This is a genomic window from Nonomuraea sp. WAC 01424 (assembly GCF_003947315.1).
Taxonomy (GTDB): domain Bacteria; phylum Actinomycetota; class Actinomycetes; order Streptosporangiales; family Streptosporangiaceae; genus Nonomuraea; species Nonomuraea spiralis.
Window position 1 is genome coordinate 1,079,505 of record NZ_QHHZ01000001.1, and the last position, 22,032, is coordinate 1,101,536.

Annotated in this window: 22 protein-coding genes, 1 tRNA gene and 2 pseudogenes; 9 read left to right on the forward strand and 16 right to left on the reverse strand. The window is 69.6% G+C overall.

The features are described 5' to 3' along the window. Window positions 1-47 precede the first annotated feature (47 nt). Window positions 48-1,076: a sensor histidine kinase gene (locus DMB42_RS05135; RefSeq protein WP_125631024.1), complete on the forward strand. Its 1,029-nt coding sequence runs from the start codon at window positions 48-50 to the stop codon at window positions 1,074-1,076. Beyond that, window positions 1,073-1,774: a response regulator transcription factor gene (locus DMB42_RS05140; protein WP_125631026.1), complete on the forward strand. Its 702-nt coding sequence runs from the start codon at window positions 1,073-1,075 to the stop codon at window positions 1,772-1,774. The genes DMB42_RS05135 and DMB42_RS05140 overlap by 4 nt, the downstream gene beginning before the upstream one ends. Here the strand turns inward: DMB42_RS05140 and secY are convergent. Next, window positions 1,767-3,056, reverse strand: a complete 1,290-nt coding sequence (secY, locus tag DMB42_RS05145; RefSeq protein WP_125631028.1) for a preprotein translocase subunit SecY — start codon at window positions 3,054-3,056, stop codon at window positions 1,767-1,769. The genes DMB42_RS05140 and secY overlap by 8 nt on opposite strands. Before the next feature lie 85 nt (window positions 3,057-3,141). Between secY and DMB42_RS05150 the strand changes: the two genes are divergently transcribed. Further along, window positions 3,142-3,738, forward strand: coding sequence for an AAA family ATPase (locus DMB42_RS05150; protein ID WP_125631030.1), 597 nt, complete (start codon window positions 3,142-3,144; stop codon window positions 3,736-3,738). Here the strand turns inward: DMB42_RS05150 and DMB42_RS05155 are convergent. Then, window positions 3,680-4,300, reverse strand: a complete 621-nt coding sequence (locus tag DMB42_RS05155; RefSeq protein ID WP_125631032.1) for a TetR/AcrR family transcriptional regulator — start codon at window positions 4,298-4,300, stop codon at window positions 3,680-3,682. The two genes, DMB42_RS05150 and DMB42_RS05155, sit on opposite strands and share 59 nt — an antisense overlap. A gap of 52 nt (window positions 4,301-4,352) precedes the next feature. On the opposite strand from DMB42_RS05155, the gene DMB42_RS05160 reads away from it, so the two are divergent. After that, on the forward strand, window positions 4,353-6,557 hold the full coding sequence (locus DMB42_RS05160; RefSeq protein ID WP_125631034.1) for an excinuclease ABC subunit UvrA: 2,205 nt from the start codon (window positions 4,353-4,355) through the stop codon (window positions 6,555-6,557). 15 nt (window positions 6,558-6,572) lie between these two features. Here DMB42_RS05160 and DMB42_RS05165 read toward each other — a convergent pair whose 3' ends face one another. Further along, window positions 6,573-7,352 carry a putative hydro-lyase gene (locus DMB42_RS05165; protein WP_221761999.1) on the reverse strand — a complete coding sequence of 260 codons (780 nt, stop codon included), beginning with the start codon at window positions 7,350-7,352 and terminating at the stop codon, window positions 6,573-6,575. Window positions 7,353-7,429: 77 nt separating this feature from the next. On the opposite strand from DMB42_RS05165, the gene DMB42_RS05170 reads away from it, so the two are divergent. Beyond that, entirely contained in the window at window positions 7,430-9,061 is a 1,632-nt protein-coding gene (locus tag DMB42_RS05170) for a sodium:solute symporter family protein (RefSeq protein WP_260477491.1), read from the forward strand. Continuing rightward, window positions 9,058-9,219, forward strand: coding sequence for a hypothetical protein (locus tag DMB42_RS05175; protein ID WP_221762000.1), 162 nt, complete (start codon window positions 9,058-9,060; stop codon window positions 9,217-9,219). The genes DMB42_RS05170 and DMB42_RS05175 overlap by 4 nt, the downstream gene beginning before the upstream one ends. 512 nt (window positions 9,220-9,731) lie before the next feature. On the opposite strand, the gene DMB42_RS05180 is transcribed toward DMB42_RS05175, so the two are convergent. Together DMB42_RS05180 and DMB42_RS54110 are read right to left on the reverse strand one after the other, a co-directional pair. Further along, window positions 9,732-9,956: a hypothetical protein gene (locus tag DMB42_RS05180; protein ID WP_125631038.1), complete on the reverse strand. Its 225-nt coding sequence runs from the start codon at window positions 9,954-9,956 to the stop codon at window positions 9,732-9,734. Window positions 9,957-9,973: 17 nt separating this feature from the next. Next, a complete protein-coding gene (locus tag DMB42_RS54110; protein WP_125631040.1) occupies window positions 9,974-10,198 on the reverse strand; it encodes a DUF6158 family protein in 225 nt (74 codons plus the stop codon). 96 nt (window positions 10,199-10,294) lie between these two features. On the opposite strand from DMB42_RS54110, the gene DMB42_RS05190 reads away from it, so the two are divergent. Next, the gene (locus tag DMB42_RS05190) at window positions 10,295-11,227 is read left to right on the forward strand and encodes a LysR family transcriptional regulator (protein WP_125631042.1); all 933 of its coding nucleotides are present in this window, start codon (window positions 10,295-10,297) and stop codon (window positions 11,225-11,227) included. 170 nt (window positions 11,228-11,397) lie between these two features. On the opposite strand, the gene DMB42_RS05195 is transcribed toward DMB42_RS05190, so the two are convergent. Next, a complete protein-coding gene (locus DMB42_RS05195; protein ID WP_125631044.1) occupies window positions 11,398-11,925 on the reverse strand; it encodes a histidine phosphatase family protein in 528 nt (175 codons plus the stop codon). A 277-nt stretch (window positions 11,926-12,202) separates the two neighbouring features. Between DMB42_RS05195 and DMB42_RS05200 the strand changes: the two genes are divergently transcribed. Further along, window positions 12,203-12,276: transfer RNA gene (locus DMB42_RS05200), tRNA-Ile, on the forward strand. A 268-nt stretch (window positions 12,277-12,544) separates the two neighbouring features. Here the strand turns inward: DMB42_RS05200 and DMB42_RS05210 are convergent. Further along, window positions 12,545-13,636 carry an integrase core domain-containing protein gene (locus DMB42_RS05210; protein ID WP_125631048.1) on the reverse strand — a complete coding sequence of 364 codons (1,092 nt, stop codon included), beginning with the start codon at window positions 13,634-13,636 and terminating at the stop codon, window positions 12,545-12,547. 286 nt (window positions 13,637-13,922) lie between these two features. Here DMB42_RS05210 and DMB42_RS52970 point away from each other — a divergent pair, with 286 nt between their 5' ends. Continuing rightward, entirely contained in the window at window positions 13,923-14,114 is a 192-nt protein-coding gene (locus tag DMB42_RS52970; RefSeq protein WP_185844460.1) for a hypothetical protein, read from the forward strand. On the opposite strand, the gene DMB42_RS05220 is transcribed toward DMB42_RS52970, so the two are convergent. From DMB42_RS05220 to DMB42_RS05260, 9 genes and pseudogenes are all read right to left on the reverse strand, one after another. Further along, complete coding sequence (locus DMB42_RS05220) at window positions 14,093-15,061, reverse strand: alpha/beta hydrolase (RefSeq protein WP_125631050.1); 969 nt, start codon at window positions 15,059-15,061, stop codon at window positions 14,093-14,095. The two genes, DMB42_RS52970 and DMB42_RS05220, sit on opposite strands and share 22 nt — an antisense overlap. A 28-nt stretch (window positions 15,062-15,089) precedes the next feature. Next, on the reverse strand, window positions 15,090-16,100 hold the full coding sequence (locus tag DMB42_RS05225; protein WP_221762001.1) for a ferritin-like protein: 1,011 nt from the start codon (window positions 16,098-16,100) through the stop codon (window positions 15,090-15,092). Window positions 16,101-16,135: 35 nt separating this feature from the next. Further along, on the reverse strand, window positions 16,136-16,567 hold the full coding sequence (locus DMB42_RS05230) for a cupin domain-containing protein (protein WP_125631054.1): 432 nt from the start codon (window positions 16,565-16,567) through the stop codon (window positions 16,136-16,138). A gap of 19 nt (window positions 16,568-16,586) precedes the next feature. Beyond that, window positions 16,587-17,336: an SDR family oxidoreductase gene (locus tag DMB42_RS05235; protein ID WP_260477492.1), complete on the reverse strand. Its 750-nt coding sequence runs from the start codon at window positions 17,334-17,336 to the stop codon at window positions 16,587-16,589. After that, window positions 17,330-17,686 (reverse strand): universal stress protein, encoded by a 357-nt coding sequence (locus DMB42_RS54115; RefSeq protein WP_125631056.1) that lies wholly within the window; start codon window positions 17,684-17,686, stop codon window positions 17,330-17,332. Before DMB42_RS54115 ends, DMB42_RS05235 begins: the two co-directional genes overlap by 7 nt. A gap of 133 nt (window positions 17,687-17,819) precedes the next feature. After that, window positions 17,820-18,146, reverse strand: a pseudogene (locus tag DMB42_RS55945) (universal stress protein); the annotation flags it as partial. An 89-nt stretch (window positions 18,147-18,235) separates the two neighbouring features. Continuing rightward, window positions 18,236-19,966, reverse strand: coding sequence for an L-aspartate oxidase (locus DMB42_RS05250; protein WP_125631060.1), 1,731 nt, complete (start codon window positions 19,964-19,966; stop codon window positions 18,236-18,238). A 127-nt stretch (window positions 19,967-20,093) separates the two neighbouring features. Beyond that, window positions 20,094-20,237 (reverse strand): annotated as a pseudogene (locus tag DMB42_RS56300) (reverse transcriptase N-terminal domain-containing protein); the annotation flags it as partial. A gap of 869 nt (window positions 20,238-21,106) precedes the next feature. Next, window positions 21,107-21,568 (reverse strand): STAS domain-containing protein, encoded by a 462-nt coding sequence (locus DMB42_RS05260; protein WP_125631062.1) that lies wholly within the window; start codon window positions 21,566-21,568, stop codon window positions 21,107-21,109. Window positions 21,569-22,032 lie beyond the last annotated feature (464 nt).

The following is a 22,032-nucleotide window of genomic DNA, read 5'->3' on the forward strand; positions in this document are numbered from 1 at the left end:
GTAGAAGTCGCTAGGATCAGGGCGATACGAGCTTGGCCGGGTGGGGGATGGTGAGCGAGCACGAGCGACGCGGCGGGCGCCTGCGCGGGTCGCTCGCCACGCTGTCACGCCTGAACCGGCTGGGTGACATCCCGGTCGTGGTCATGCTGGCCTGGGCCGGGTGGCTGGCCGTCCCGTGGTCGTTCAACGGCCTGGCCCAGGCCAGGGCCGCCGCCGCGGCCGCCGCCGACACCGAGCCCCCGCCGTCGGCGCACGCCGCCGACACCGGGTCGTTGCTGGGGGCGGCGGCGGGGGGCATCCCGGCGCCCGCCGCGCCGCAGCCCGCCGCCACCGTCCGCCCCGCCGCCGTTCATCCCGCCGCAGTTCATCCCGCAGGCGTTCATCCCGCAGCCGTTCATCCCGCAGGCGTTCATCCTGCTGCCACCGTCCGTCCCGTCCACCCGCTCGCCGCGGCCCCCTGCGCGCCCTCCGGGGACCCGGAGGGCGGGATGGCCGAGCTGGCGCGGGCCGCGGAGCGGGCGCGGATCGCCGGGGAGGTGCACGACGCCGCCGGTCACGGCCTGGCGGCCATCGCCATGCAGGCGGGCCTCGCGCTCGTCGCCCTCGACGACGACCCCGAGCAGGCGCGCGCCTCGCTCCGGGCGATCAGGGAGACCAGCACCGCCGCCCTCGCCCACCTGCGCGCCGCGCTCGACGGCATCGACCCGCCCGCCGCCGACCTGCCCGCTCTCATCGCCGGCGTACGGGCCGCCGGCCTGCCCGTGGACGTCGAGCCCGCCGACCCCGCGGTGCCCGCCCACCTCAGGACCGCCGTCTACCGGGTGGTCCGCGAGTCCCTCACCAACGTGCTCCGGCACGCCGGCCCCACCCGGGCCTCGGTACGCCTGGCGCACGATCCGTACGGGTTCGTCCTGGAGGTCGCCGACCGGGGCGCGGGCTGGGACGGCGCGGCCGAGGGACGCGGGCTGGCCGGGATGCGCGCCCACGTCACCCAGGCGGGCGGCCGGTTCGCCGCCGGGCCGCGCGAGGGCGGCGGCTTCCGGGTGACCGCCCGGTTCCCCGAGGTCCGGGCATGACCACGCACGATCCGGGCCCGGAGGCGGCCCTCCACGCCCCGGGGCGGCCGATCAGGGTGGCGGTCGCCGACGACCAGGCCGTCGTACGGATGGGGCTGCGGGCGTTGCTGGAGCGGGAGCCCGGCATGGAGTGCGTGGGCGAGGCGTCCGACGGCGCGGCGGCGCTCGACCTGATCCGCCGTACCCACCCCGACGTGCTGCTGCTCGACATCCGCATGCCCGGCACCGACGGCCTGGCCACGTTGCGGGCCGTCGCCGCCGATCCCGGGCTGGGCGGCACCCGGATCGTGGTGGTGACCACGTTCGCCGTCGACGAGTACGTCTTCGCCGCCCTCCAGGCCGGGGCCAGCGGTTTCCTGCTCAAGGACAGCGCGCCCGACGAGCTGGTCAACGCCGTGCGCGTGGTGGCCGCGGGCGAGGCGCTGCTGTCGCCGTCGATCACCAGGAAGGTCATCGGCCTGTTCGGCCGCAGCGGCGCCGAGCCGGTCGAGGGCCTCGACACGCTCACCCCGCGCGAGCGCGAACTGGTGGCCTGGGTGGCGACGGGCCGCTCCAACGACGAGATCGCCGCCGAGCTGGTGATCAGCCCCGACACCGTGCGCACGCACGTCAGCCGCGCCATGGTCAAGCTGCGTGCCCGCGACCGGGCCCAGCTCGTGGTGTTCGCCATGCGGGCCGGGCTCGCGCTGCCTACCTGAGGAAGCCCTCGTAGTTGCGCTGCTGGAGCTGGGACTCGATCTGCTTGACGGTGTCCAGGCCCACCCCGACCATGATGAGCACGCTGGTCCCGCCGAACGGGAAGTTCTGCTGGGTGCCGGGGTCGCGCAGGATCGCGAACGCCACCAGCGGCAGCAGCGCCAGCACGCCGAGGTAGACGGCTCCGGGGGCGGTCAGCCGCGACAACACGTACGCCAGGTAGCGGGCCGTCGGCGCGCCCGGCCGGATCCCCGGCACGAACCCGCCGAACCGCCGCATGTTGTCGGCCACCTCGACGGGATTGAAGGTGATCGCGACGTAGAAGTAGGCGAAGGAGACGATCAGCAGCACGTACGCGCTCATGTAGAGCGGGTGCGTCCCGGCGGTCAGGTTGCGTGAGACCCACGCGCCCGCCTCCGCGCCGAGCAGCGGCGCGGCCAGCGACGGCAGGTAGAGCAGCGACGAGGTGAAGATCACCGGCACGATGCCCGCCTGGTTCACCTTGAGCGGGATGTACGTGCTGCTCCCCCCGTACATCCGCCGGCCCACCATGCGCTTGGCGTACTGGACGGGCACCCGGCGCTGGGCCTGCTCCACGAACACCACAGCCGCGACCAGGCACAGCCCGGAGGCCAGCATCACCGCGAACCCGAACGGCGTGAGTACGAAGATCTTCGCCATGTACCCCGGGAACACCGCCACGACCTGCGTGAACATCAGGATCGACATGCCGTTCCCGATCCCCCGGTCGGTGACGAGCTCGCCCATCCACATGACCACGCAGGTGCCCGCGACCATCGTCAGCACGATCACGGACACCGTGAGCAGCCCCTGGTCGCGCAGCAGCGGACGGGCGCAGCCGGGCAGCAGGTTGCCCGAGCGGGCCATGGCGACGATGGTGGTGGCGTTCAGCAGCGCGAGGCCGACGGTCAGGTAGCGGGTGTACTGGGTGATGCGTGCCTGCCCGTTGTGTCCCTCCTTCCTGAGCGCGTCGAGGCGCGGCACCAGGACGGCGAAGAGCTGCATGATGATGCTGGCCGTGATGTAGGGCATGACGCCCAGCGCGAACACCGAGAGCTGGAGCATCGCGCCGCCGCTGAGCATCTGCATCATGTCGAAGAGGCCGCCGCTGGCCGAGCCCACGCACTGCCGCACCGCCACGACGTCCACACCGGGTGCCGGCATGATCTGGCCGAGGCGGAACAACACGATCAGTCCCAGCGTGAACAGCAGTTTCTTACGCAGTTCCGGCACCCGGAACGCCCTGGCGAAGACGGTCAGCATGACCACGAAGTCTGTCCGCGGGCGCGCGTGGCGTCGTCCGTCCAGGCGAGGCACCCGTGTACGCAGATCCGCGTAGGTTGATCGCATGACGACGGTGTGGGTGGTCAGCGGGCCGCCGGGGGCGGGCAAGTCCACGGTGGCCGCCGAGCTGCTGGCCCGCCTGTCGCCGGTGCCCTCCCTGCTCGACAAGGACACCGTCTACGGCGACCTCGTCGCGGAGGTCCTGCGGGCCCACGGCCGCGACCACGGCGAACGTGAGGGCCCCTGGTACGACCGGCACGTCAAGCGGCACGAGTACGCCGGCCTGACCAGGATCGCCGCGCAGATCCGCGGCCACGGCTGCCCGGTGCTGCTCGATGGCCCGTTCACCACGCAGGTGCACGACGCGGCGGTGTGGGCGCGGTGGGTGGCCGAGCTGGGCGGGCCGCCGGTGCGCCTGCTGTGGGTGCGCTCGGACGGGCCGACGCTGCGCGCGCGGCTGGAGACACGCGGCCTGGCCAGGGACGCGGGCAAGCTGGCGGCCTTCGCGGACTACCTGCGCGACATCCGGGTGGACGAGCCGCCCGCCGTGCCGTACCTGGAGATCGACAACCGGCGGGGCGCGCCGCCGGTCGGCGGCCAGCTCACGGCGGCGGGTATACCGCCGCGAACACGGCCGGCAGCCGGGGGACGAGCCGGGTGAACCGCCCCTCCTCGTAGGAGGCCCCGGGCTCGTTGCTGAGCTGCTGGGAGAGGGGTCCGGCGATCAGGCTCGCGGCCAGGGCCAGCCCCTCCTCCCCCGCCGCGTCGGGATGCAGCTCGCCGCGCGCGACGGCGGCCCTGATCAGGGCGGCGAAGTGCTCGTGGACGGCCAGCGCGGGCGCGTACGACTCGGGCGAGGGCGCGAACCCCGGCACCGGCCGCCAGAACATGAGCTGGGCCAGCACCTGGTGGTCCATCACCCACCGGGCCCCGCCCTCCAGGGACGCCCCCATGGCCGCCAGGCCCGGCTCGTGCGCCCCGGCGCCGCGCCGCACGGCCTCCAGGTAGCCCTCCTGCCCGCGCCTGAACAGCGCGTCGTAGACCGCGTGCCGGGACGGGAAGTACTTGTACAGCGAGGGCGGCTGGATGCCGAGCCGCCTGGCCACGGTCGCCAGGCTCAGCCCCGCGACGCCCTCCTCCGCCATCACGTCGAGCGCGATGCCGAGGATCTCGGCCTGCGTCTCGGCTCGCCGTCGTGCCCGCCGGTCGGGAATGTCTGCCACAGGAACTAGCTTAGGCTATAGGTAGTAGCCAAAGCTAATAGGGGTGTGGAACGTGTCGCGTGACATCGAACTGACCGGCCTGCGGCAGAACAATCTCAAGGACGTCTCGCTGCGGCTGCCCAAGGAGCGGCTCACGGTGTTCACCGGGGTGTCGGGGTCGGGCAAGTCGTCGATCGTGTTCGGCACGATCGCCACGGAGTCGCAGCGCCAGCTCAACGAGACCTTCAGCGCGTTCGTCAGGAACCGGCTGCCCAAGCACGAACGCCCGCGCGCCACGCGCATGTCCGGCCTGACCGCCGCCGTGATCGTGGACCAGAAGCCGGTCGGCGGCGGCGTGCGCTCGACCGTGGGCACGATGACCGAGGTGCACGCGATCCTGCGGGTGTTGTTCTCGCGGCGCGGCGAGCCGTCGGCGGGGCCAGCGACGGCGTACTCGTTCAACGATCCACAGGGCATGTGCCCGGTCTGCGATGGTCTGGGGAAGAAGGTGGAGGCCGACGTCGGCAAGATGCTCGACGAGGACCTGTCCCTGAACGAGGGCGCGATCCGCATCGCGGCGCCCGGCTCGTACGTGTGGCAGCTCTACGCCAGGTCGGGGCTGTTCGACCCGGACAAGCCGTTGAGCGACTTCACGCCCGAAGAGCGCGACCTGCTGCTGCACGGCAGCGGCTTCAAGGTCAGCCGGGGCAAGTACACCAACACCTACGAGGGCCTGGTCACCCGTTTCGAGCGCGTCCACCTCAAACGCGACCTCGACCAGCTCGACCGGGCGGCAGCGCCGTACGTGCGCCAGGCGACGTGCCCGGAGTGCGGCGGCCGGCGGCTCAACGCGGCCGCGCTGGCCTCGCTCATCGACGGGCGGTCCATCGCCGACCACAGCGCGATGGAGGTGACCGACCTCATCGGCGTGCTGGAGGAGCTCGGCGACCCGGTGGCGGAGGCCGCGGTGGAGTCGTTGCGCAGGATCGACGCCATCGGGCTCGGCTACCTCAGCCTCGACCGGGTGACGCCGACGTTGTCCGGCGGCGAGGCACAGCGGCTCAAGACCGTGCGGAACCTGGGCAGCAGCCTCACCGGCGTGACGTACATCTTCGACGAGCCCAGCGTGGGACTGCACCCGCGCGACGTGCACCGCCTCGGCGACCTGCTGGTGGAGCTGCGCGACAAGGGCAACACGGTGCTGGTCGTCGAGCACGACCGCGACCTGATCGAGCTGGCCGACCACGTGGTGGACATGGGGCCGGGCGCGGGCACGCACGGCGGCCGGGTGGTGTTCGAGGGCACGGTGGCCGGGCTGACGGCCGGCGGCACGCTGACCGGCCGCCTGCTGCGGCGCGTGACCGGGCTCAAGGACGCCGTGCGGGCGCCGTCCGGCTGGCTGACGGTCGCGGGCGCGAACTCCCACAACCTCAAGGACGTCACCGTACGGGTGCCGCTCGGCGTGCTGACGGCGGTCACCGGCGTGGCCGGGTCGGGCATGAGCACGCTGATGCGGCAGGAGCTGGTCGCCCGGCACCCGCACGTGGTGCTCATCGACCAGTCGGCCATCGGCGGCTCGCCGCGTTCGACCCCGGCGACCTACCTCGACGTCATGGACCCGCTGCGGAAGCTGTTCGCCGAGGCGAGCGGGGTGCGGCCGGGCATGTTCAGCTTCAACTCGACCGGGGCGTGCCCGCTGTGCAAGGGACGCGGCGAGATCAAGACGGACCTGGCGTTCATGGACCCGGTGACCCGGGTGTGCGACGCGTGCGGGGGCAGCCGGTACAGCGAGGAGGCGCTGTCGTACACGGTGGAGGGCCGGACGATCGCGGACGTGCTGGCGATGACGGCCGAGGAGGCCGCGGGCCGGTTCGAGCTGCCGGGCATCGGCGGGCTCGGCGCGCTGGGGCTCGGCTACCTGACGCTCGGGCAGCCGCTCAGCACGCTGTCGGGCGGCGAGCGGCAGCGGCTCAAGCTGGCGCACCGGATGCGCGAGCGCGGCCAGGTGTACGTGTTCGACGAGCCCACGACCGGGCTGCACATGGCCGACGTGGACACGCTGCTGGCCCTGCTCGACCGGCTCGTGGACGAGGGCGACACCGTCATCGTCGTCGAGCACGACCTGGACGTGGTCAAGCACGCCGACTGGGTGATCGACCTCGGGCCCGAGGCGGGCCGGCACGGCGGCGAGGTGATCTTCGAGGGCACGCCGGCCGAGCTGACCGAAGCGTCCACCTACACCGCGAAATATCTCGTTAAGTCGCTCGGAAGTCGTTAAGTCGCCCGATAGCCGTTAAGTCACTCGATAGTCGTCGTCCCTGACGTCCAGGACGGCCATGTGGCCGGGCAGGTGGCCGATCGCGTACTCCACGCCGCTCGCCATGATCGCCGCCTGCGGCGTCACCCCGCAGGCCCAGAACAGCGGCACGTCGCCCGGCCGCAGCTCCACCGGGTCGCCGAAGTCGGGCCGGTCCAGGTCGAGCACGCCGATCGCGGCCGGATCGCCCACGTGCACGGGCGCGCCGTGCACCCGCGGATACCTGCCGCTCACCTCGACGGCGGTGCTCACCAGCTCCTCCGGGACCGGCCGCATCGAGACGACCAGCGGGCCCGACAACGAGGCGGTGGACTCGCACGGCACGTTCGTGCGGTACATCGGCACGTTCCTGCCCTGTTCCAGGTGCCGCACCGGCACTCCGGCGGCCAGCAGCGCCCCCTCGAAGGTGAAGCTGCACCCGATGAGGAACGGCACCAGGTCCGCCCGCCATTGCCCGGTCACCTCGTCCAGGTCGGCCACCGGCTCGCCGCCGTGGTAGAGGCGGTAGCCGGGCAGGTCGGTCCGCAGGTCACCGCGGAACAGGGTGGTCGACCAGGCCCCCGGCTCGCCCACGTCCAGCACGGGGCAGGCCCGCGGGTTGCGGTGGGCGAACAGCAGCAGTTCGTACCGCAGCGGGGCGGGCACGGCGATCAGGTTGGCCTGCGTCCAGCCCCGGCACCAGCCCGCCGTGGGCACCCGCTCACCGGCACGGAAGCGCGCCCGCGCCTGCGCGGGGCTCAATGCGGCGACGTCCACCCTTCGACACTATGGCGGCCGGCGTACGGCGGTCCACAACGCGGCTATCGCGGTGTTTTCCGGGTAGCGGGCCGGACGTGCGATTAGACGTCAACCTCCTCGACTACCTCCTCATCGCGATCTACTTCGCCACCGTGCTCGCGATCGGGTTCGCCGCCCGCCGCAAGATCAGCTCCAGCCTCGACTTCTTCCTGGCCGGACGGGGGTTGCCCGCCTGGGTCACCGGGCTGGCGTTCGTGTCGGCCAACCTGGGCGCGATCGAGATCCTCGGCATGGCGGCCAACGGCGCCCAGTACGGCGCGATGACCGTCCACTACTACTGGATCGGCGCGGTCCCGGCGATGGTGTTCCTCGGCGTCGTGATGATGCCGTTCTACTACCGCTCGAAGGTGCGCAGCGTCCCGGAGTTCCTGCGCCGCCGTTTCAACGGCGCCACCCAGCTGCTGAACGCGATCATGTTCGCGGTCGCGCAGATCCTCATCGCCGGGGTGAACCTGTACGCGCTCGCCCTGGTCATGGAGGCCCTGCTGGGCTGGCCGCTGCCGGTGTCCGTGGTGGTCTCGGCACTGATCGTGTTGTCCTACATCACGCTCGGCGGCCTGTCGTCGGCCATCTACAACGAGGTCCTGCAGTTCTTCGTGATCCTCGCGGGGCTGATCCCCCTGACCGTGCTCGGGCTGATCAAGGTCGGCGGCGTCTCCGGACTGTTCGACCGCGTACGCCGCAGCGCGCTCGGCGAGGGCGGCCTGCACACCTGGGCCGGGACCGCCGGCGCCAACCCGATGCAGGCGCACTGGATCGGGATCGTGTTCGGGCTGGGGTTCGTGTTGTCGTTCGGCTACTGGACGACGAACTTCGCCGAGGTGCAGCGCGCCCTTTCGGCCCGGAACACCAACGCGGCCCGGATGACGCCGATCATCGCCGCCTTCCCCAAGCTGTTCATCCCGCTGGTGACCGTACTGCCGGGCATGATCGCGCTGGTGCTCTTCGGCGACCTGGGCAAGGGACAGGACTACAACGACGCGATCCCGCTGCTGATGCGCGACCTGCTGCCGAACGGCGTGCTCGGCGTCGCGGTGACCGGGCTGCTGGCCTCGTTCATGGCGGGGATGGCGGCCAACATCAGCGGGTTCAACACGGTGTTCACCAACGACATCTGGCAGGCGCACGTACGGCCCGACCGGCCGGACGGCCACTACCTGAACGTGGGGCGCGCCGCCACCGTCGCCGGGGTGGCGCTCGGCGTGGGCACGGCGTTCATCGCGGCCGGCTACTCCAACATCATGAACTACCTCCAGGCGTTGTTCAGCTTCTTCAACGCGCCGCTGTTCGCGACGTTCGTCGTCGGGCTGTTCTGGCGGCGGATGACGCCGTGGGCCGGGTTCTGGGGGCTGCTGGCGGGGACGGGGAGCGCGTTCGCGTCGTACTTCGCGTACAAGGCCGGGGTGGTGGACTTCGGCACCGAGCTGAACGCCAGCTTCTGGGGCGCGGGCCTGGCCTTCGCGGTGGACGTACTGGTGTCGGTGATCGTCACGCTGGTCACCACGCCCAAGCCCGAGGAGGAACTGCGCGGCCTGGTGTACGGGCTGAGCGACGTCGACCTCGAGGACGACGCCCTCGCGGGCGACAGACGCTGGTACCGCTCGCCGGTGCTGCTCGGCAGCGGCGCCGTGATCCTCGCCGCCCTTCTGTACGGAGTGATCCTGTGAGCGACATCCGAATGGTGATCGGCGCCCTGTTCCTGGTGTACGGCGTGATCCTGGTGGTGGCGGGGCTGCTGGGTGACGCGGTCAACCTGTGGACAGGCATCCCCATGGCCGTCTTCGGCACCACCTTCATCCTCTGGTCCCACACCCACCCCACCTAACCCCGACCCCTCAGCGCCGACCGGAGGCTCACCAGAGACCGACCGAGCCCAGCACTCCCTCCGGACCGTCCAACCACCCACCCCAACCGAACCGAGCCACCTGCCCCGAACCGGGCCACGCGGGGTGGGCCTGGCCACGTGGGGCGGGCCGAGTGGGGGTGGGCCGGGCGGAGCGGGCTTTCCGGGCCGAGCGGGCCTTGCGGGACTTGCGGGCTTGCGGGCTTGCGGGCTTGCGGGCTTGCGGGCCGAGCCGAGCCGAGCCCGTCCAGGCTGAGCCGTTCGGGCCGAGCCACGCGGGCAGGGGCGGGTCTTTTGCGCCGGGCTGGGCCGATGGCTCGGCATCTGCCCCGGGTCAGGGGAACGCGATTCGAGGACCCCAGGGGCAGGGGGCTCGGCGGCATGGGCCGCCATGACGCGGACGCCCGGTTCATCGTTCGACGGGCGCCCGTTCAGCCGACGAGCGCCCGTTCAGCGTTCGACGGGCGCCCGTTCAGCGTTCGACGGGCGTCCGTTCAGTATTCGACCTCGAAGGTGTGCGGCCCCAGCCCGTACCCGTCGTCCCCCTGCGGGACGACGTACCCCCGGCTCGCGAGGACGGCCAGGCTGTCACGCACCTCGTCCCCCTCCAGACCGGTCGCCCGGACCACCGCCTCCAGGCCCGCGGCGCCCCCGGACTCGACCACCTGCGAGGCCACCGCCTCGTACACGTGGATGTCGACGTCCGACAGCTCCTGCACATCGTGTCCTTCGGACATCACCGTTGCCTCGCCCCCTCCCTGAGCCTGGCCGGATCGACCTCGCGATCGGGGAACCTCCGGAGGTATTCGGCCTCCAGCTCATTGGTCCGGGAAGTGTGACGTGCCAAAGCATCGTCTGATCCGTGGAAGAATGTGTCACTACGAGTGGCATGGAGTTGCCGCAGCTCGCGTACCACATCTTCGTCGCTGAGCTGGGCCGGATCGATTCCCATCGTCGTCATGGGTTCCCCCTACCCCAGACACCCCCGACAATATCTGTCACAATTCCTGACATATAGCCATTGTTTGGGAGCGGATCGTCGCCTTACCTTCCCGTTATGGACCTCGAGCTCAGGCACCTCAGGATCGTCCGCGCAGTAGCGGACGCGGGAAGTGTGAGCAAGGCCGCGTCCCTGCTCGGGCTGGCGCAGCCGGCCCTCACCGCCCAGCTCAAACGTATCGAGAGGGTGCTCGGCGGCGCCCTGTTCGAACGTGACCGCCACGGGGCGCGGCCCACGCGGCTTGGCGAGCTGGTGCTCGCCAGGGCGCGCGTGCTGCTTCCCGCGGCAAAGGAACTGCAGGACGAAGCCGTACGATTCGCCCACACCCCCTCCCCCGGTTTCCGCATCGGCGCCACCAACGGCCCGATACTCGGCGGCCTGGTCGACCGGCTGGACGCGGAGCGCACGGTCACCACGTTCACGTCGTGGTCGACGCACGAGCTGATCAACATGGTCGAGCTCGGCCGCCTCGATTACGTGCTGACCGGCGCCTGCGGCGACTCCGGCACCCCCACGGGAACGCTCCTGTGGGAGACGATCAGCCTCGACCCGGTCTTCTGCCTCGTCGGCGAGGATCATCCGCTCGCCAAGGAGAAGGAGGTGGAGCTGGCCGACCTGGCCGGCGAGCAATGGGCGGTGACACCGGGCGACGGCTGCTTCGCCGACTGCTTCGCCATGGCGTGCGCGCGAGCCGGCTTCACCCCCGGAACGATCTACGAGACGGACGTGCCGACCTGCACCCATCTCGCCCAGGTGGGCCGCGCCGTGGTGCTCTGCCAGGCGACCCACCAGGCCCTGCCGGGGCTGGCCATGGTCCCGCTCTCCGGCGCGCCACTGCGCTGGCGGCAACTCCTCGGCCGGCACCCCACCGCCCCCGACGCCACCTGGGTGGTGGCACAGGCCAAACAGGCACACACCGAGGCCGTACGCCGCAGTCCCGTCTATTCCGACTGGCTTGTACGTAACCCGGCGTACGGCACCGCGCCATAACACGCTGATAGGAGTGAACTAATACTCCTCCGCTCCTGGGCACGCCGTTACCGTGACGGCACCCCCAGCAGCCAGGAGACAACCATGCTGCGTACCCCGGCGCTGATCGCGACCGCGATCGGCGCATCAGTCATGTCAGCCCTCAGCCGGAACCCCACCCGCAAACCGGGCTAAACCACCTCGTACTCCCACCCGGGCCGCCAGTCGAACGGCGCGTCCACCAGTTCCTCCAGAGGAGTCCCCTCCAGCAGGTTCTGCAACGCCCACCGGTTGGCCGAATGGGACACCACCAAAACCGTGGCCCCCTGCCACTCCTCCCGCAGCTCCCCGAGGAACCCGGCCGTCTCCGCCACGACCTGCCGATAGCTCTGCCCACCGGGCCACGGCGTGTCGACGTACCGACTCCGCAAGGCCGCGACCTCGCTCACCGGCCGCCCGTTGTAGATGCCGTAGTCACACTCCCGGAGCCGAGCGTCGAGCCGGACCTCCTTCGCGCCCTCGAACGCCACCTCCACCGTCTCGACCGCCCGGCGCAGATCCGAGCAGTAGACGACGTCCACCCCCCGCCTCCGTACACCGAGTTCGGCGGCCAGCTCCCGCCCCCGCTCGGACAGCTCCCCAGGAAACCACCCGGTGGCGACCCCGGTCTCGTTGTCCACAGTGATGGAGTGCGTCTCGTACACCACGTTGACAGCCATGATTCGCACCGTACCTCCCGCCATCCCGCCCTCCCCCTCCCATTCCGCCCACAGCAAACACAACCCCCCGTACCTCCGCCTCTGCGTACAAGCCCCCAACCGAGACCCGAATATGATCGACACAGACTCCATCCACCTTGCCGGGCATGGAATGATGTCCGCGGGACCTCGTCCCCATCCGGCCGTACGGCACACCGGGATCCGATGCTCTAGCCTTGACATGCGCGAGCCTCACCAAGATCCCCTCGCCGCACACCGCATGTCACAACTGAATCCAGGGGCGGTAGCTCAGCCGGTCAGAGCATCGGACTCATAATCCGTGGGTCGTGGGTTCAAGTCCCACCCGCCCTACTCTCACACCTCAGTCTCCACCTGCGGTTCCCTTGATCCCGCCGAATCCGTAGGTCGGCGAGACTCCAGACGGGAGACCGAAGGGAGACCGCCAGTTTCGGACGCCTCTCCCATCGACACCCTTCGAGGCACCAGCGCGACCGACGCTTCCGCCGCCGAACGCGCCATCTCCGGCAACACCGCCGTATAGATGTCAGACGTGATCGAGAGCGACGAATGCCGCAGCATCGCGGACACGTTGCGGGTGCCGATTAATCATCCGGCCAGGTCAGACGGCATGCCGGTACTCCTTCAGCACACCATCAAGTCGATCATGTCGGCCGATGTTGAGCAGCGCGATTCCACCGGGGCCAGTGTCGGGATCCGGAAGTGATCGAAGCGGAGCCGCCTGCATGAGAGCACGGTGCGGCCGGTGCTCGTTGTAGAAGGCCTCGAACTCACACAGCGCATGGCGGAGATGGTGTTCGTTCCAGATCAAAGTCCGGTCCAGCAGCTCGCGCCGGCAGGTCTGGATCCAGCGCTCCATGATGGAGTTCATCCGCGGCATCCGGACCCCGCTCTTGACGATGCGTACTCCGGCATCGGCCAGCACCGCGTCGAAAGCCGCGGTGAACTTGGCGTCTCGGTCCCATATCAGGAACTTGGCGGTGCTGCCGACCTCCTGCAGGTCCATGGCGAGGTTGCGGCCGAGTTGGGTCACCCACTGTCCGGTGGGGTGGGCGGTGACGCCGAGGATACGGATACGCCGGGTGGCGTGCTCGATGACAGCCAGAACGTACAGACGAGCGCCGATGAGGGTACGAACTTCGAAGAAATCGCACGCCAACAGGGCGCTTGCCTGACTACGCAGGAACGCGGCCCAGGTCATGGCGGTCCGCCCGTCCGACGGGTCGATGCCGTGCGCCTTGAGGATCTCCCATACCGTGGAGGCGGCGACCTTGATACCGAGTGCGGCCAGCTCACCGTGAATGCGCCGATACCCCCACGAGGCGTTCTCCCGGGCCAGCCGCAGTACCAGGGCGCGGATGGATCGGACAGTGCGCGGGCGTCCTCGCTGTCGGGGTGCACTGACCGCCGCGTGACGGCGTCTCAGCAGGTTGCGATGCCAGCGCAGGACGGTGTCCGGGCGGACCAGCAATACCAGCTGCCGCAGCTTGTCCACAGGCAAACGGTGGAGGAGACCCGAGAGGAGAAATCGGCCCTCCGGGGTGAACACGGGCCTGGCCACCTGCCGCTGCAGCACCGTCAGTTGGTGCCGTAGCACCAGGATCTCGATCTCCTTGTCACGATCGCCCATCGGCAGCAGCCGCATGAACGAGAAGGTGTTTGTGACGGCGAGGTAGGCCAGACGCAGCAGCACAAGAGCTCATCATGCCGATTCGGTCCAACCCGCGCCCATGATTGCAAGCGCATGATCGCCCATCCAGCCTGCGACCTGCATGGATGAATTTTCGGCACCCACACTGTCCACATCCCAGCAGCACCAGCCAGCCGAACAGCCGAATCAGGGTCAGATAGAGCAACCGAACGGACACAAGCCTCGATCTTGCCGGACTGCCTTCGCTGGTCAAAACCGCAGATCATGGACCCCGCGACGAGTTATGACACGGTACACGATGATTTCCACGGCGCCGAGGTTGGCCGAGATGAAGGCCAGCCCGGTGATCCAGGCGGGCAGCGACCGCCCGGACAGGAAGAAGTCGAGACTGCTGGAGACCCTCCGGCGCGCGGCCACTCAGAATCAGCAGGACCACGGCGAAGTAGACGAGGATCAGCGCGTAGTCGACGACCCCGGCACCGATCCTGCACGGGTTGTCTACCGGGACTCCCCTGGCTGATCCGCGGTGCACACGGCCTTGAGGACGTCGATGGCCTGGGCGATGGCAGCGCCGGCCGCTGCGGTTGGGCGGACGGGGTTGAGCATCATGAAGTCGTGCAGCGTGCCGTTGTAGCGGACAGTGGTGGTGGGCACTCCTGCCGCGATCAGCTTGCGGGCGTACGCTTCGCCCTCGTCGCGCAGCACGTCGTTCTCGTCGACGATGACGAACGCCGGCGGCAGGCCCTCGAGGTCCTCGAGAGTGGCGCGCAGGGGTGAGGCGGTGATCTCGGCGCGCTGGACAGGGTCGGTAGTGTAGGCGTCCCAGAACCAGGCCATGGCCTTGGCCGTCAGGTACGGGCCGTCGGCGAACTCCCGGTAGCTGTCGGTGTCCTGGGCGGCGTCGGTGACCGGATAGTACAGCGACTGGTGAACGAACCGCACGTCACCGCGCCGCTTGGCCAGGATGGTCAGCGCGGCGGTCATGTTTCCCCCGACCGAATCGCCGGCCACCGCTATCCGGGAGCCATCCAGTCCCTCCTCGGAGCCGTACTGGGTGATCCACTGGGCGGTGGCGTAGGCCTGTTCGATAGCCACCGGGTAGCGGGCTTCGGGCGATCGGCCGTACTCGACGAAGACGACAGCCGCGTTCGCGCCGACGGCCAGCTCACGCACGAGCCGATCGTGGGTGCCGGCGTTGCCGAGGACCCAGCCGCCGCCGTGCACGTACAGAACAGCCGGCAGCGGGCCGGACGACGCGGCGGGCTTGACGATCCGGACCCGCACGTTGCCGACTTCGGCCGGCACGACGATCCACTTCTCCTCCACGTCCGGCTTGGAGACCGGCGCGGCCTGGAGATCGTCCAGTACCTTGCGGGCACCGTCCGGGCCCAGTTCGTACAGGAACGGCGGCTTTGACGTCGCCTCGGCCAGCTCCGACGCCGCCGGTTCCAGAATGTGACTGCTCATGATGTGCCCCCGTTGTTCGTGACGTCTCTTATCGGCGTGACTCGCGTGGTACGTATTCGAAGGTGGGGCCGCCGTCGGGCATTTTCATCAGTGCCTGGACCTGACCCTTCAGCGTGAACATCGTGCGGGTAGCGTCCGCGAGCTGCTTCGGGCTGCCGTTGAACGCCTGCTCCAGCAGTTGCAGGAGATCGCAGTACGTGCGGTTGAACTCCTCCTGCGCGGTTCGGATCGCGCTCCCCGGCACTGCGGGGCGCGGGTTGCGGCCTATCGGGCGCACATCCGCCAGATCCACGGAGATCTTCTCTCCGGTGGGTCCGGACTCCGGGGTGTCGCCGCGCTGGTAGCGGTGGCCGAGCTTGAGTTCCTGGAAGCGGTAGTAGTGGGCGACCTCGTCCCGTTCGGGGTGGAAGACGTCCTGGTCACCGTCCCAGACCGAGCCGCTGGCCGTGCCTTCACCCTGCTCGACGATCTCCTCCAGCGCGGCCAGCGCGGAGGCCAGGCCGTCCACGGCGATCAGCCGTCCGGCGGTGTGCCGGAAGTGAGCGCCGCTGACCTGCCGGGCCGGATCGCCGCAGAAGACGGCCTGCTCGCCAAGCTGATCACATAGGTGGCGCAGCCCCTGCTCGATCGCGGCGTAGAACTGCCCGATCGTCTCGTAGCCGTCGTCCTCTGGCGGCGCGCCGGGCGGGGCGGGCTGTTCGAGGCGCAGGAACATCTCCAGCGCCTCCGCACCAAACGGGACCAGCGACACCTCAAAGGAGGGGTCACCGTGCGGCAGCCTCCGCGGATACGGCGGGAGCATCCTCGGCGTGTCCAGCAGCGGCCGGCCGCCCACGGCGTTGAGCAGGTTCGCAGCCAGCGCCAGGTGCAACATCTCCTCCACGAAGACACCGCCCACCACCTCGACCGCCTCAGGATTCCGCTCGGGATCCAGCGAGTACAGCGCGGTCAGGTACGGCGGCAGCGTCGCGTGCTCCAGCTCAATCGCCCACTGCAAATGCTCACGAAGGCTGTCGAGCGTGCCGATCCGTGGCGACACGGCGGCCTTCTGTGGTTTCGCGTGCTTCATCAGCGTTATGCCTCGGTGTTCCGGCGCGGGGCGCGGCGGTTCTCGCGCCGGAGAAGCTCTTCCTCATCTACCAGGGTGAGCATCGGCTTGCCGGGCTCGCACAGCATCGTGACGGTGAATTTCAGCGGGACGTCGTCACGGTTGTTGCCGTCCTGGTAATGGATGACGTCACCGCCCTGCTCCCAGAACGCCTCCCCGGAACGGACCACGCGCTCCGGCTCGCCCTCGACCTCCAGCAGCATCTCGCCCTCCAGCACGACGCCGAAGGCAGGACCGGAGTGCCGGTGCGGCGGTGCCCCCGGGTCCCCAGGCGGGTACTCGATCACCACGGTCATCGCGTGCGCGCCCTTCGGGATGAACGGCGGATGCGCCTCCTGCAGCACGGTCAGCGCGTTCTGCCACGCGGTCGATCGCGGCTTGGATTCGTTGCCAGTCATGCCAATCCCTCTCGTTTACTTACTTCGCGGTGTCGAGCCACTCGCGGTAGGTGATCTTGCCGAGCATGGCGCCCTCCCCCGGCACCAGCGTCCGCTCACCCGGCACGCTGCCGAAGTAACGCGCCAGCGGGTCAGTGACCACCTCACGCGAATCACCCCAGGCGACCAACGCCTTACGGAAGAACTCATCCATCTGATACTGCTGAGGCCCGGCCACCTCAGTCCGACCGTTCAGCGGCGAACCCACCGCAATCCGCCCGACCGCCTGCGCCACCTCATCACCCGCGATGGGCTGGAACCGCACCGGAGCGATCCGCACCCTGCCACCATCAGTCGCCTCGTCGGCGATGCTCCGCACGAACTCGAAGAACTGCGTCGCGTGAACCAGCGAGAACGGGACCCCCGACTTCTCGATGAGCTTCTCCTGAGCAATCTTCGCCGCGAAATAGCCGTTCTCCGGCATCCGCTCCGTCCCCACCACCGACACCGCGACATGATGACCGACACCCGCCTTCGCCTCCGCAGCCAGCACGTTCCGCGTGGAGGCCACGAAGAACTCCATCACCGCAGCGGGCTCGAACGACGGCGAATTCGACACATCAACCACAACCTGAGCACCCTTCAGCGCCTCAGCCAGACCCTCACCCGTGAGCGTGTTCACCCCGGTATTCGGCGAGGCCGCCACCGCCTCATGACCATGCTCCGTCAGCATGCTCACCAGCTTCGACCCGATCAGACCCGTCCCACCGACAACCACGACCTTCACCACGAACCCCCTCCTGACTGCCGGGCGACCCCATCTGCCGCCCGAACACCAGCTAAGACAAGACAGCCCTCCGTACTTGTGACAGCCCCCGGAAAGTTCCTAGCGAGGGATCTGGATGATCGCCACGGGCAGGTGGCGTGGTGCATGACCGCCTGGCTGACCGAACCGTGCAGAAGAGCGCGGAGCCCGTGGCGGTGGTGAGAGCCGACCACGAGCAGGGATGCCTGGGACGCGGGGTTCGTCAGTGCCCTGCCTGGGTGGCCGGTGAGGGTCTCCTCGTCGATCGTGACCGGGGAAGCGCTCCCGCCACCGGCCCAGGTCGTTTTCGGGCAGGGCCGGTCCAGCGTCGGCATGCGCCAGCGTCAGGGCATTCGCGGTCCCTACGGCATGGGCGAAGGCGAACGTGAGCGGGGCCTCGCTCTCGTCAGCGTCGGCGATGCCCACCACGACGGGCCCCTGCGGCGTGACGGACCCGCGCATGACCATGACCGGGCAGGCGGCCTCGGCCCTGAGCCCGGCGCCCACAGAGCTCAGCAGCAGGCCACCGACCTCGCCGAGGCTGCGGCTGCCCACGACGAGAAGCCCCGCTTGGTGAGACCGGCGCAGCAGCGCGTTGACCGGCACGGCCTCCAGCAGGCCGGTGGTCACCTCGACGTCGGGCGCGACCTCGCGCACGCGCCATGGCCGTTTCCAGGATGCGTTCGGCGGCGTGCCGGAGGCCGCCCTCGGGTGGCGCTCCCGGCGCAGGCCCGAGGGGCACTCCGAGCAGGGGCCAGATGAAGGCGTGGAGGATCTCCAGCGGCTGCGGCCCACTCAACGGCCCGCAGGCCGTCCTCGGAGTCGTCCACACCTACGACTACCGTGCTCATCGATGTCCTTTCGCGTTCGTTGCCGGTCGCCGGTTACTCGACGAGCTTTCCGGTGGTCGAGACCTCGCGCATGAGCGCCGCGATCTCGGCGGGGATCGGCGGGATGGCCTCCCGCCGCACCGATCCGGGACCGGACCACACGAGGTTGACCTGCAGTGCGGGGTCGAGCTCGGGGTAGTCGGAGCGGTTGTGGCAGCCGCGGGTCTCGCGACGCTCGAGTGCGGCCTCAATGGTCGCGCGGGCGGCGAGCGCCGAAGATTTCAGGTCGAAGGCGTGCGCCAGGTCCTGGAAGCCGGCGATGTCCGGGTGCACTCCGACGTCGTCGATGCGTGCCTCCACCTCGGCGAGTTGGGCGAGGCCCTTCCGCAGGCCGTCCGCGTCACGCACCACACCGGCGTGCTCCGTCATGATGTCGCGGAGGGCTCGCTGCAGCGCCCGCACGTTCTCCGGGCCCTCGTCGGCGAGGAGCTCGTCCACCTCCGACCGTGCGTTGCCGAGCGCCTCGGCCGAGCGACGCTGGGCGTCCAGGCCCGCGGAATACTCGGCCGCCGCCCGTCCCACGATGCGGCCGAAGACGAGCAGTTCGATGAGGGAGTTGCCGCCGAGGCGGTTGGCGCCGTGCAGGCCGCTGGCCGCCTCCCCGATCGCGTACAGGCCGTCAACCCCGGTGCTGTGGTCCTCAGGCCGTACCCAGACGCCGCCCATCGAGTAGTGGGCGGTCGGTGCGATCTCGATCGGGTCCTTGGTGATGTCGAGCATCTGCAGTTCCAGGAGCGTCTGGTAGACGCGCGGCAGCCGCGTCATGATCGTCTCGCGTGGCAGGTGCGACACGTCCAGCCAGACGCCGCCGTTCGGGGTACCGCGGCCCTCCTTGATCTCCGTGTAGGCGGCCAGCGCGACGCGGTCGCGTGTCGACAACTCCATCCGCTCGGCGTCGTAGCGCGCCATGAACCGCTCGCCGAGCTGGTTGCGCAGGATCCCGCCCTCTCCCCGTGCCGCTTCTGAGACGAGGGTGCCGGCCGCGTTCTCGGGTGCGATGAGGCCGGACGGGTGGAACTGCACCAGCTCGGGGTCGCGGATGCGACAACCCGCGAGTACGGCGAGGCGGAAGGAGTCGCCGGTGTTCTCGTCGCGCCGGGAGGAGGTACGCCGCCAGATCCTGGTGTGGCCTCCAGCGGCCAGGATCACCGCATCGGCATGGATGACGTAGCGGCTGCCATCGGTGAGGTCGAACCCGTAGGCGCCGAAGACCACGTTGTCGCGGACGAGGAGGCGGGTGATGTACACCGTGTCGAGGATGGGGACATCGAGCTGCGCCGCCCTGTTGATCAGCGTGCGCTGGATCTCGAGCCCGGTGTAGTCGCCGGCGTAGGCGGTGCGCCGGTAGGTGTGAGCGCCGAAGAAGCGCTGCGAGATGCGGCCGTCCTGCTCGCGGTCGAACGGCATGCCGTACCGCTGGAGGTCTTCGATGCCCCGCGCGGCCCCCGCGGTGACGATCCGCACCGTCTCGGGGTTGGCCAGCAGGTAGCTCTCCTTCAGGGTGTCCGCCGCGTGCTGCTGCCAGCTGTCCTCGGGGTCCATCGTGGCGAGCGCCGCATTGATGCCGCCCGCCGCGAGCGAGGTGTGCGCGTCGGCCTTCGGCCGTTTGCCGACCGCGAGGACGTCGACCCCATGCTCGGCGAGTTCGATGGCAGCCCGCAGCCCGGCCCCACCCGTGCCGATGACGAGGACGGAGGTGGCGATCCGGTTCTCCGGCGTGTGCATGGTGCTCCTTGTGTAAGGACTGCGTCGACGGGAAGCAATCGGGAGTCAAGACCGAATGACGGCGTGATTTGTGACATCTATGCCGACATGTACGCACCATGACGACGTGCTTCGGCTGCAGGTTCCTGGCCTTGGGCCAGTCCCCTTCTTGAACCGCCTTGAAGATTCTGCTCCGCAGCCGTCGTACCTGCTCCTCCTGGTTGCGCCAGTCGATGCGTTCCCATCGATCGGCGTCCATGTCCAGGGGCAGGCCCTCGGGTCCGTTCACCATGCGGCGTCCAACTTGTCCCTCGGTGCCGGCGGATCCGGCGCTTGGTCGTCAAAGGCTCACCTGCCCACGTCAGCTCCCTTTCGGGCCGGGCACCAGGCCCGGTATCCGGCCGGTTATCCGAGACCATCCGCTGGAGGAGCGGCTCTAACCGTCTCGGTTTCCCGCTGCCTTTCGGCCACCGGCGTTCGCTTCTTGGGCATCCTGTTCTCGCCGGGGAGTTCAGCTCTCCTTGCGGTCGGCCTACCACGCCCGACCATCCGGGCGCGGACCCCGACGGGGTTTCCATGTTCCGCGCGCGCGAGACACGGCTGGGGCCGGGCGTCCTCTGCACCCCGGGGACGGCGGTGTTCCCACGGCCGGAGACCCTCTCCGACCGCCGCCTGCCGTCTCTCAACGGCTGGTCCCTGGCACTCCGGTCTGGCCTTCCGTCCCGGAGCGTTGACATAACGAGGCATCAGCGAGGATTCACGATCATTCGCCCCTCCCAGCCTTCCTCTCGCCTGTGGCCACCGGACGGACGGCGGCCCTCGGGCTTTCCCCTGAGCTCCGCACCCCGCAGTTACCCGCGACGCACGTCAGGGTGAGGACAGGTCTCGAACACTGACCTGGACTACGTTCCCGACATGATCGATCCTCCTTCAACGCAGTCACTCGCCACGCGCGACCTCATGTCGCAAGGGTCCGTGTCACCAGCCGCAAAGTAACGCTCAGTGAGGACACACCTCACGCTGGGTGTAGCGGCCGGGCACGCCCTGACCGGCGGCGGCCCAGAACGGCTCAGAGTTGCGGAAGTGACCGCCGAGGGTGTGCCAGGACAGGTGCTTGAGACCGCAGGCACTCTGATCGGTGATCCTTGGCCTGGCCGGGGTTTACCCGGCGACCAGCTGCGTAGAGCCACTCGGCACAGCGACCGGCAGGCCGGGAAGCAGCCGGAAGATCCGGTCCAGGCCGGTGCGGTGCAGCAGCCGTGCGCACCCGCCGCGGGCCCCGGCCAGCACCAGCCGGCCGCCGAGCTCGCGCGTTCGCCGCTCCGCGCCGATCAGCGCGCCCACACCTTCGAAATCGCAGAACGCCAGCCTCGACAGATCCACCACCACCGCGGCGGGCCGGCTCGCCAGCACGCGGTCCGCCTCCCGGATGAAGCCGGCGGCCGTCGCGGCGCGCAGCTCACCCCGCAAGCCGATCACCGGGCACACCGCCGAATGCCACACCACGATCGCCAGCCCGTCTCCTGCGCCCCTGATCGTCGCCCTTGCCCCGTCGTGGTCCTGGTCGTGCTCGCCCATCGCCATCACCTCACCCCGGCTCTGCCCGCTTCTCGCGTCGATCATGTGGCGAGAGGGCAACTTCTTGCCTGACGCGCGCAAGGAAATCTGTAGTCGCAACAGTAGACATTCGCGCGGAGGGCGACTAGAGTTCCTGACATCGCAAGGGACGGATCCACGCGGGCAGCGCAGGACGAGCAGCACGACGAACTGCCCGGACGGACGTGGACAGCAGCAGTACAGAACGAAGTGAAGGCAGAGGGTCGGACTGTCGCGGCCAGTGGTTGAGCAAGAGGGCCGGGGCGGTGGACGCGCTGCCGTATGCAGGAAGCTGGCACCAGCGGTCAGGGTGCCGAGGCACGGATAACTGGAAGGGAGTGTTGAACGCCATCAGGATCGCCCGTCGCCGGCCGCATGTCGCCGCACGGGTACCGCAGCTCCACGAACAGGACGGTGGTCTACGGTCACGCTTACGCGATCCCCGCACCCCCGCATCGGGCAGCTGGTGCGGCATAAGTGAACCGCCCCTG

Bases quoted from the DNA above. Each gene is read 5' to 3' on its own strand.
- DMB42_RS05250 (WP_125631060.1), bottom strand. From the start codon at position 19,966: ATGCACACGCCGGAGAACCGGATCGCCACCTCCGTCCTCGTCATCGGC.
- DMB42_RS54115 (WP_125631056.1), bottom strand. From the start codon at position 17,686: ATGCCGACGCTGGACCGGCCCTGCCCGAAAACGACCTGGGCCGGTGGC.
- DMB42_RS05230 (WP_125631054.1), bottom strand. From the start codon at position 16,567: ATGACTGGCAACGAATCCAAGCCGCGATCGACCGCGTGGCAGAACGCG.
- DMB42_RS05190 (WP_125631042.1), top strand. From the start codon at position 10,295: ATGGACCTCGAGCTCAGGCACCTCAGGATCGTCCGCGCAGTAGCGGAC.
- DMB42_RS05220 (WP_125631050.1), bottom strand. From the start codon at position 15,061: ATGAGCAGTCACATTCTGGAACCGGCGGCGTCGGAGCTGGCCGAGGCG.
- DMB42_RS05140 (WP_125631026.1), top strand. From the start codon at position 1,073: ATGACCACGCACGATCCGGGCCCGGAGGCGGCCCTCCACGCCCCGGGG.
- secY (WP_125631028.1), bottom strand. From the start codon at position 3,056: ATGCTGACCGTCTTCGCCAGGGCGTTCCGGGTGCCGGAACTGCGTAAG.
- DMB42_RS05260 (WP_125631062.1), bottom strand. From the start codon at position 21,568: ATGATCGACGCGAGAAGCGGGCAGAGCCGGGGTGAGGTGATGGCGATG.
- DMB42_RS05135 (WP_125631024.1), top strand. From the start codon at position 48: ATGGTGAGCGAGCACGAGCGACGCGGCGGGCGCCTGCGCGGGTCGCTC.
- DMB42_RS54110 (WP_125631040.1), bottom strand. From the start codon at position 10,198: ATGACGACGATGGGAATCGATCCGGCCCAGCTCAGCGACGAAGATGTG.
- DMB42_RS05150 (WP_125631030.1), top strand. From the start codon at position 3,142: ATGACGACGGTGTGGGTGGTCAGCGGGCCGCCGGGGGCGGGCAAGTCC.
- DMB42_RS05195 (WP_125631044.1), bottom strand. From the start codon at position 11,925: ATGGCTGTCAACGTGGTGTACGAGACGCACTCCATCACTGTGGACAAC.
- DMB42_RS52970 (WP_185844460.1), top strand. From the start codon at position 13,923: ATGAAGGCCAGCCCGGTGATCCAGGCGGGCAGCGACCGCCCGGACAGG.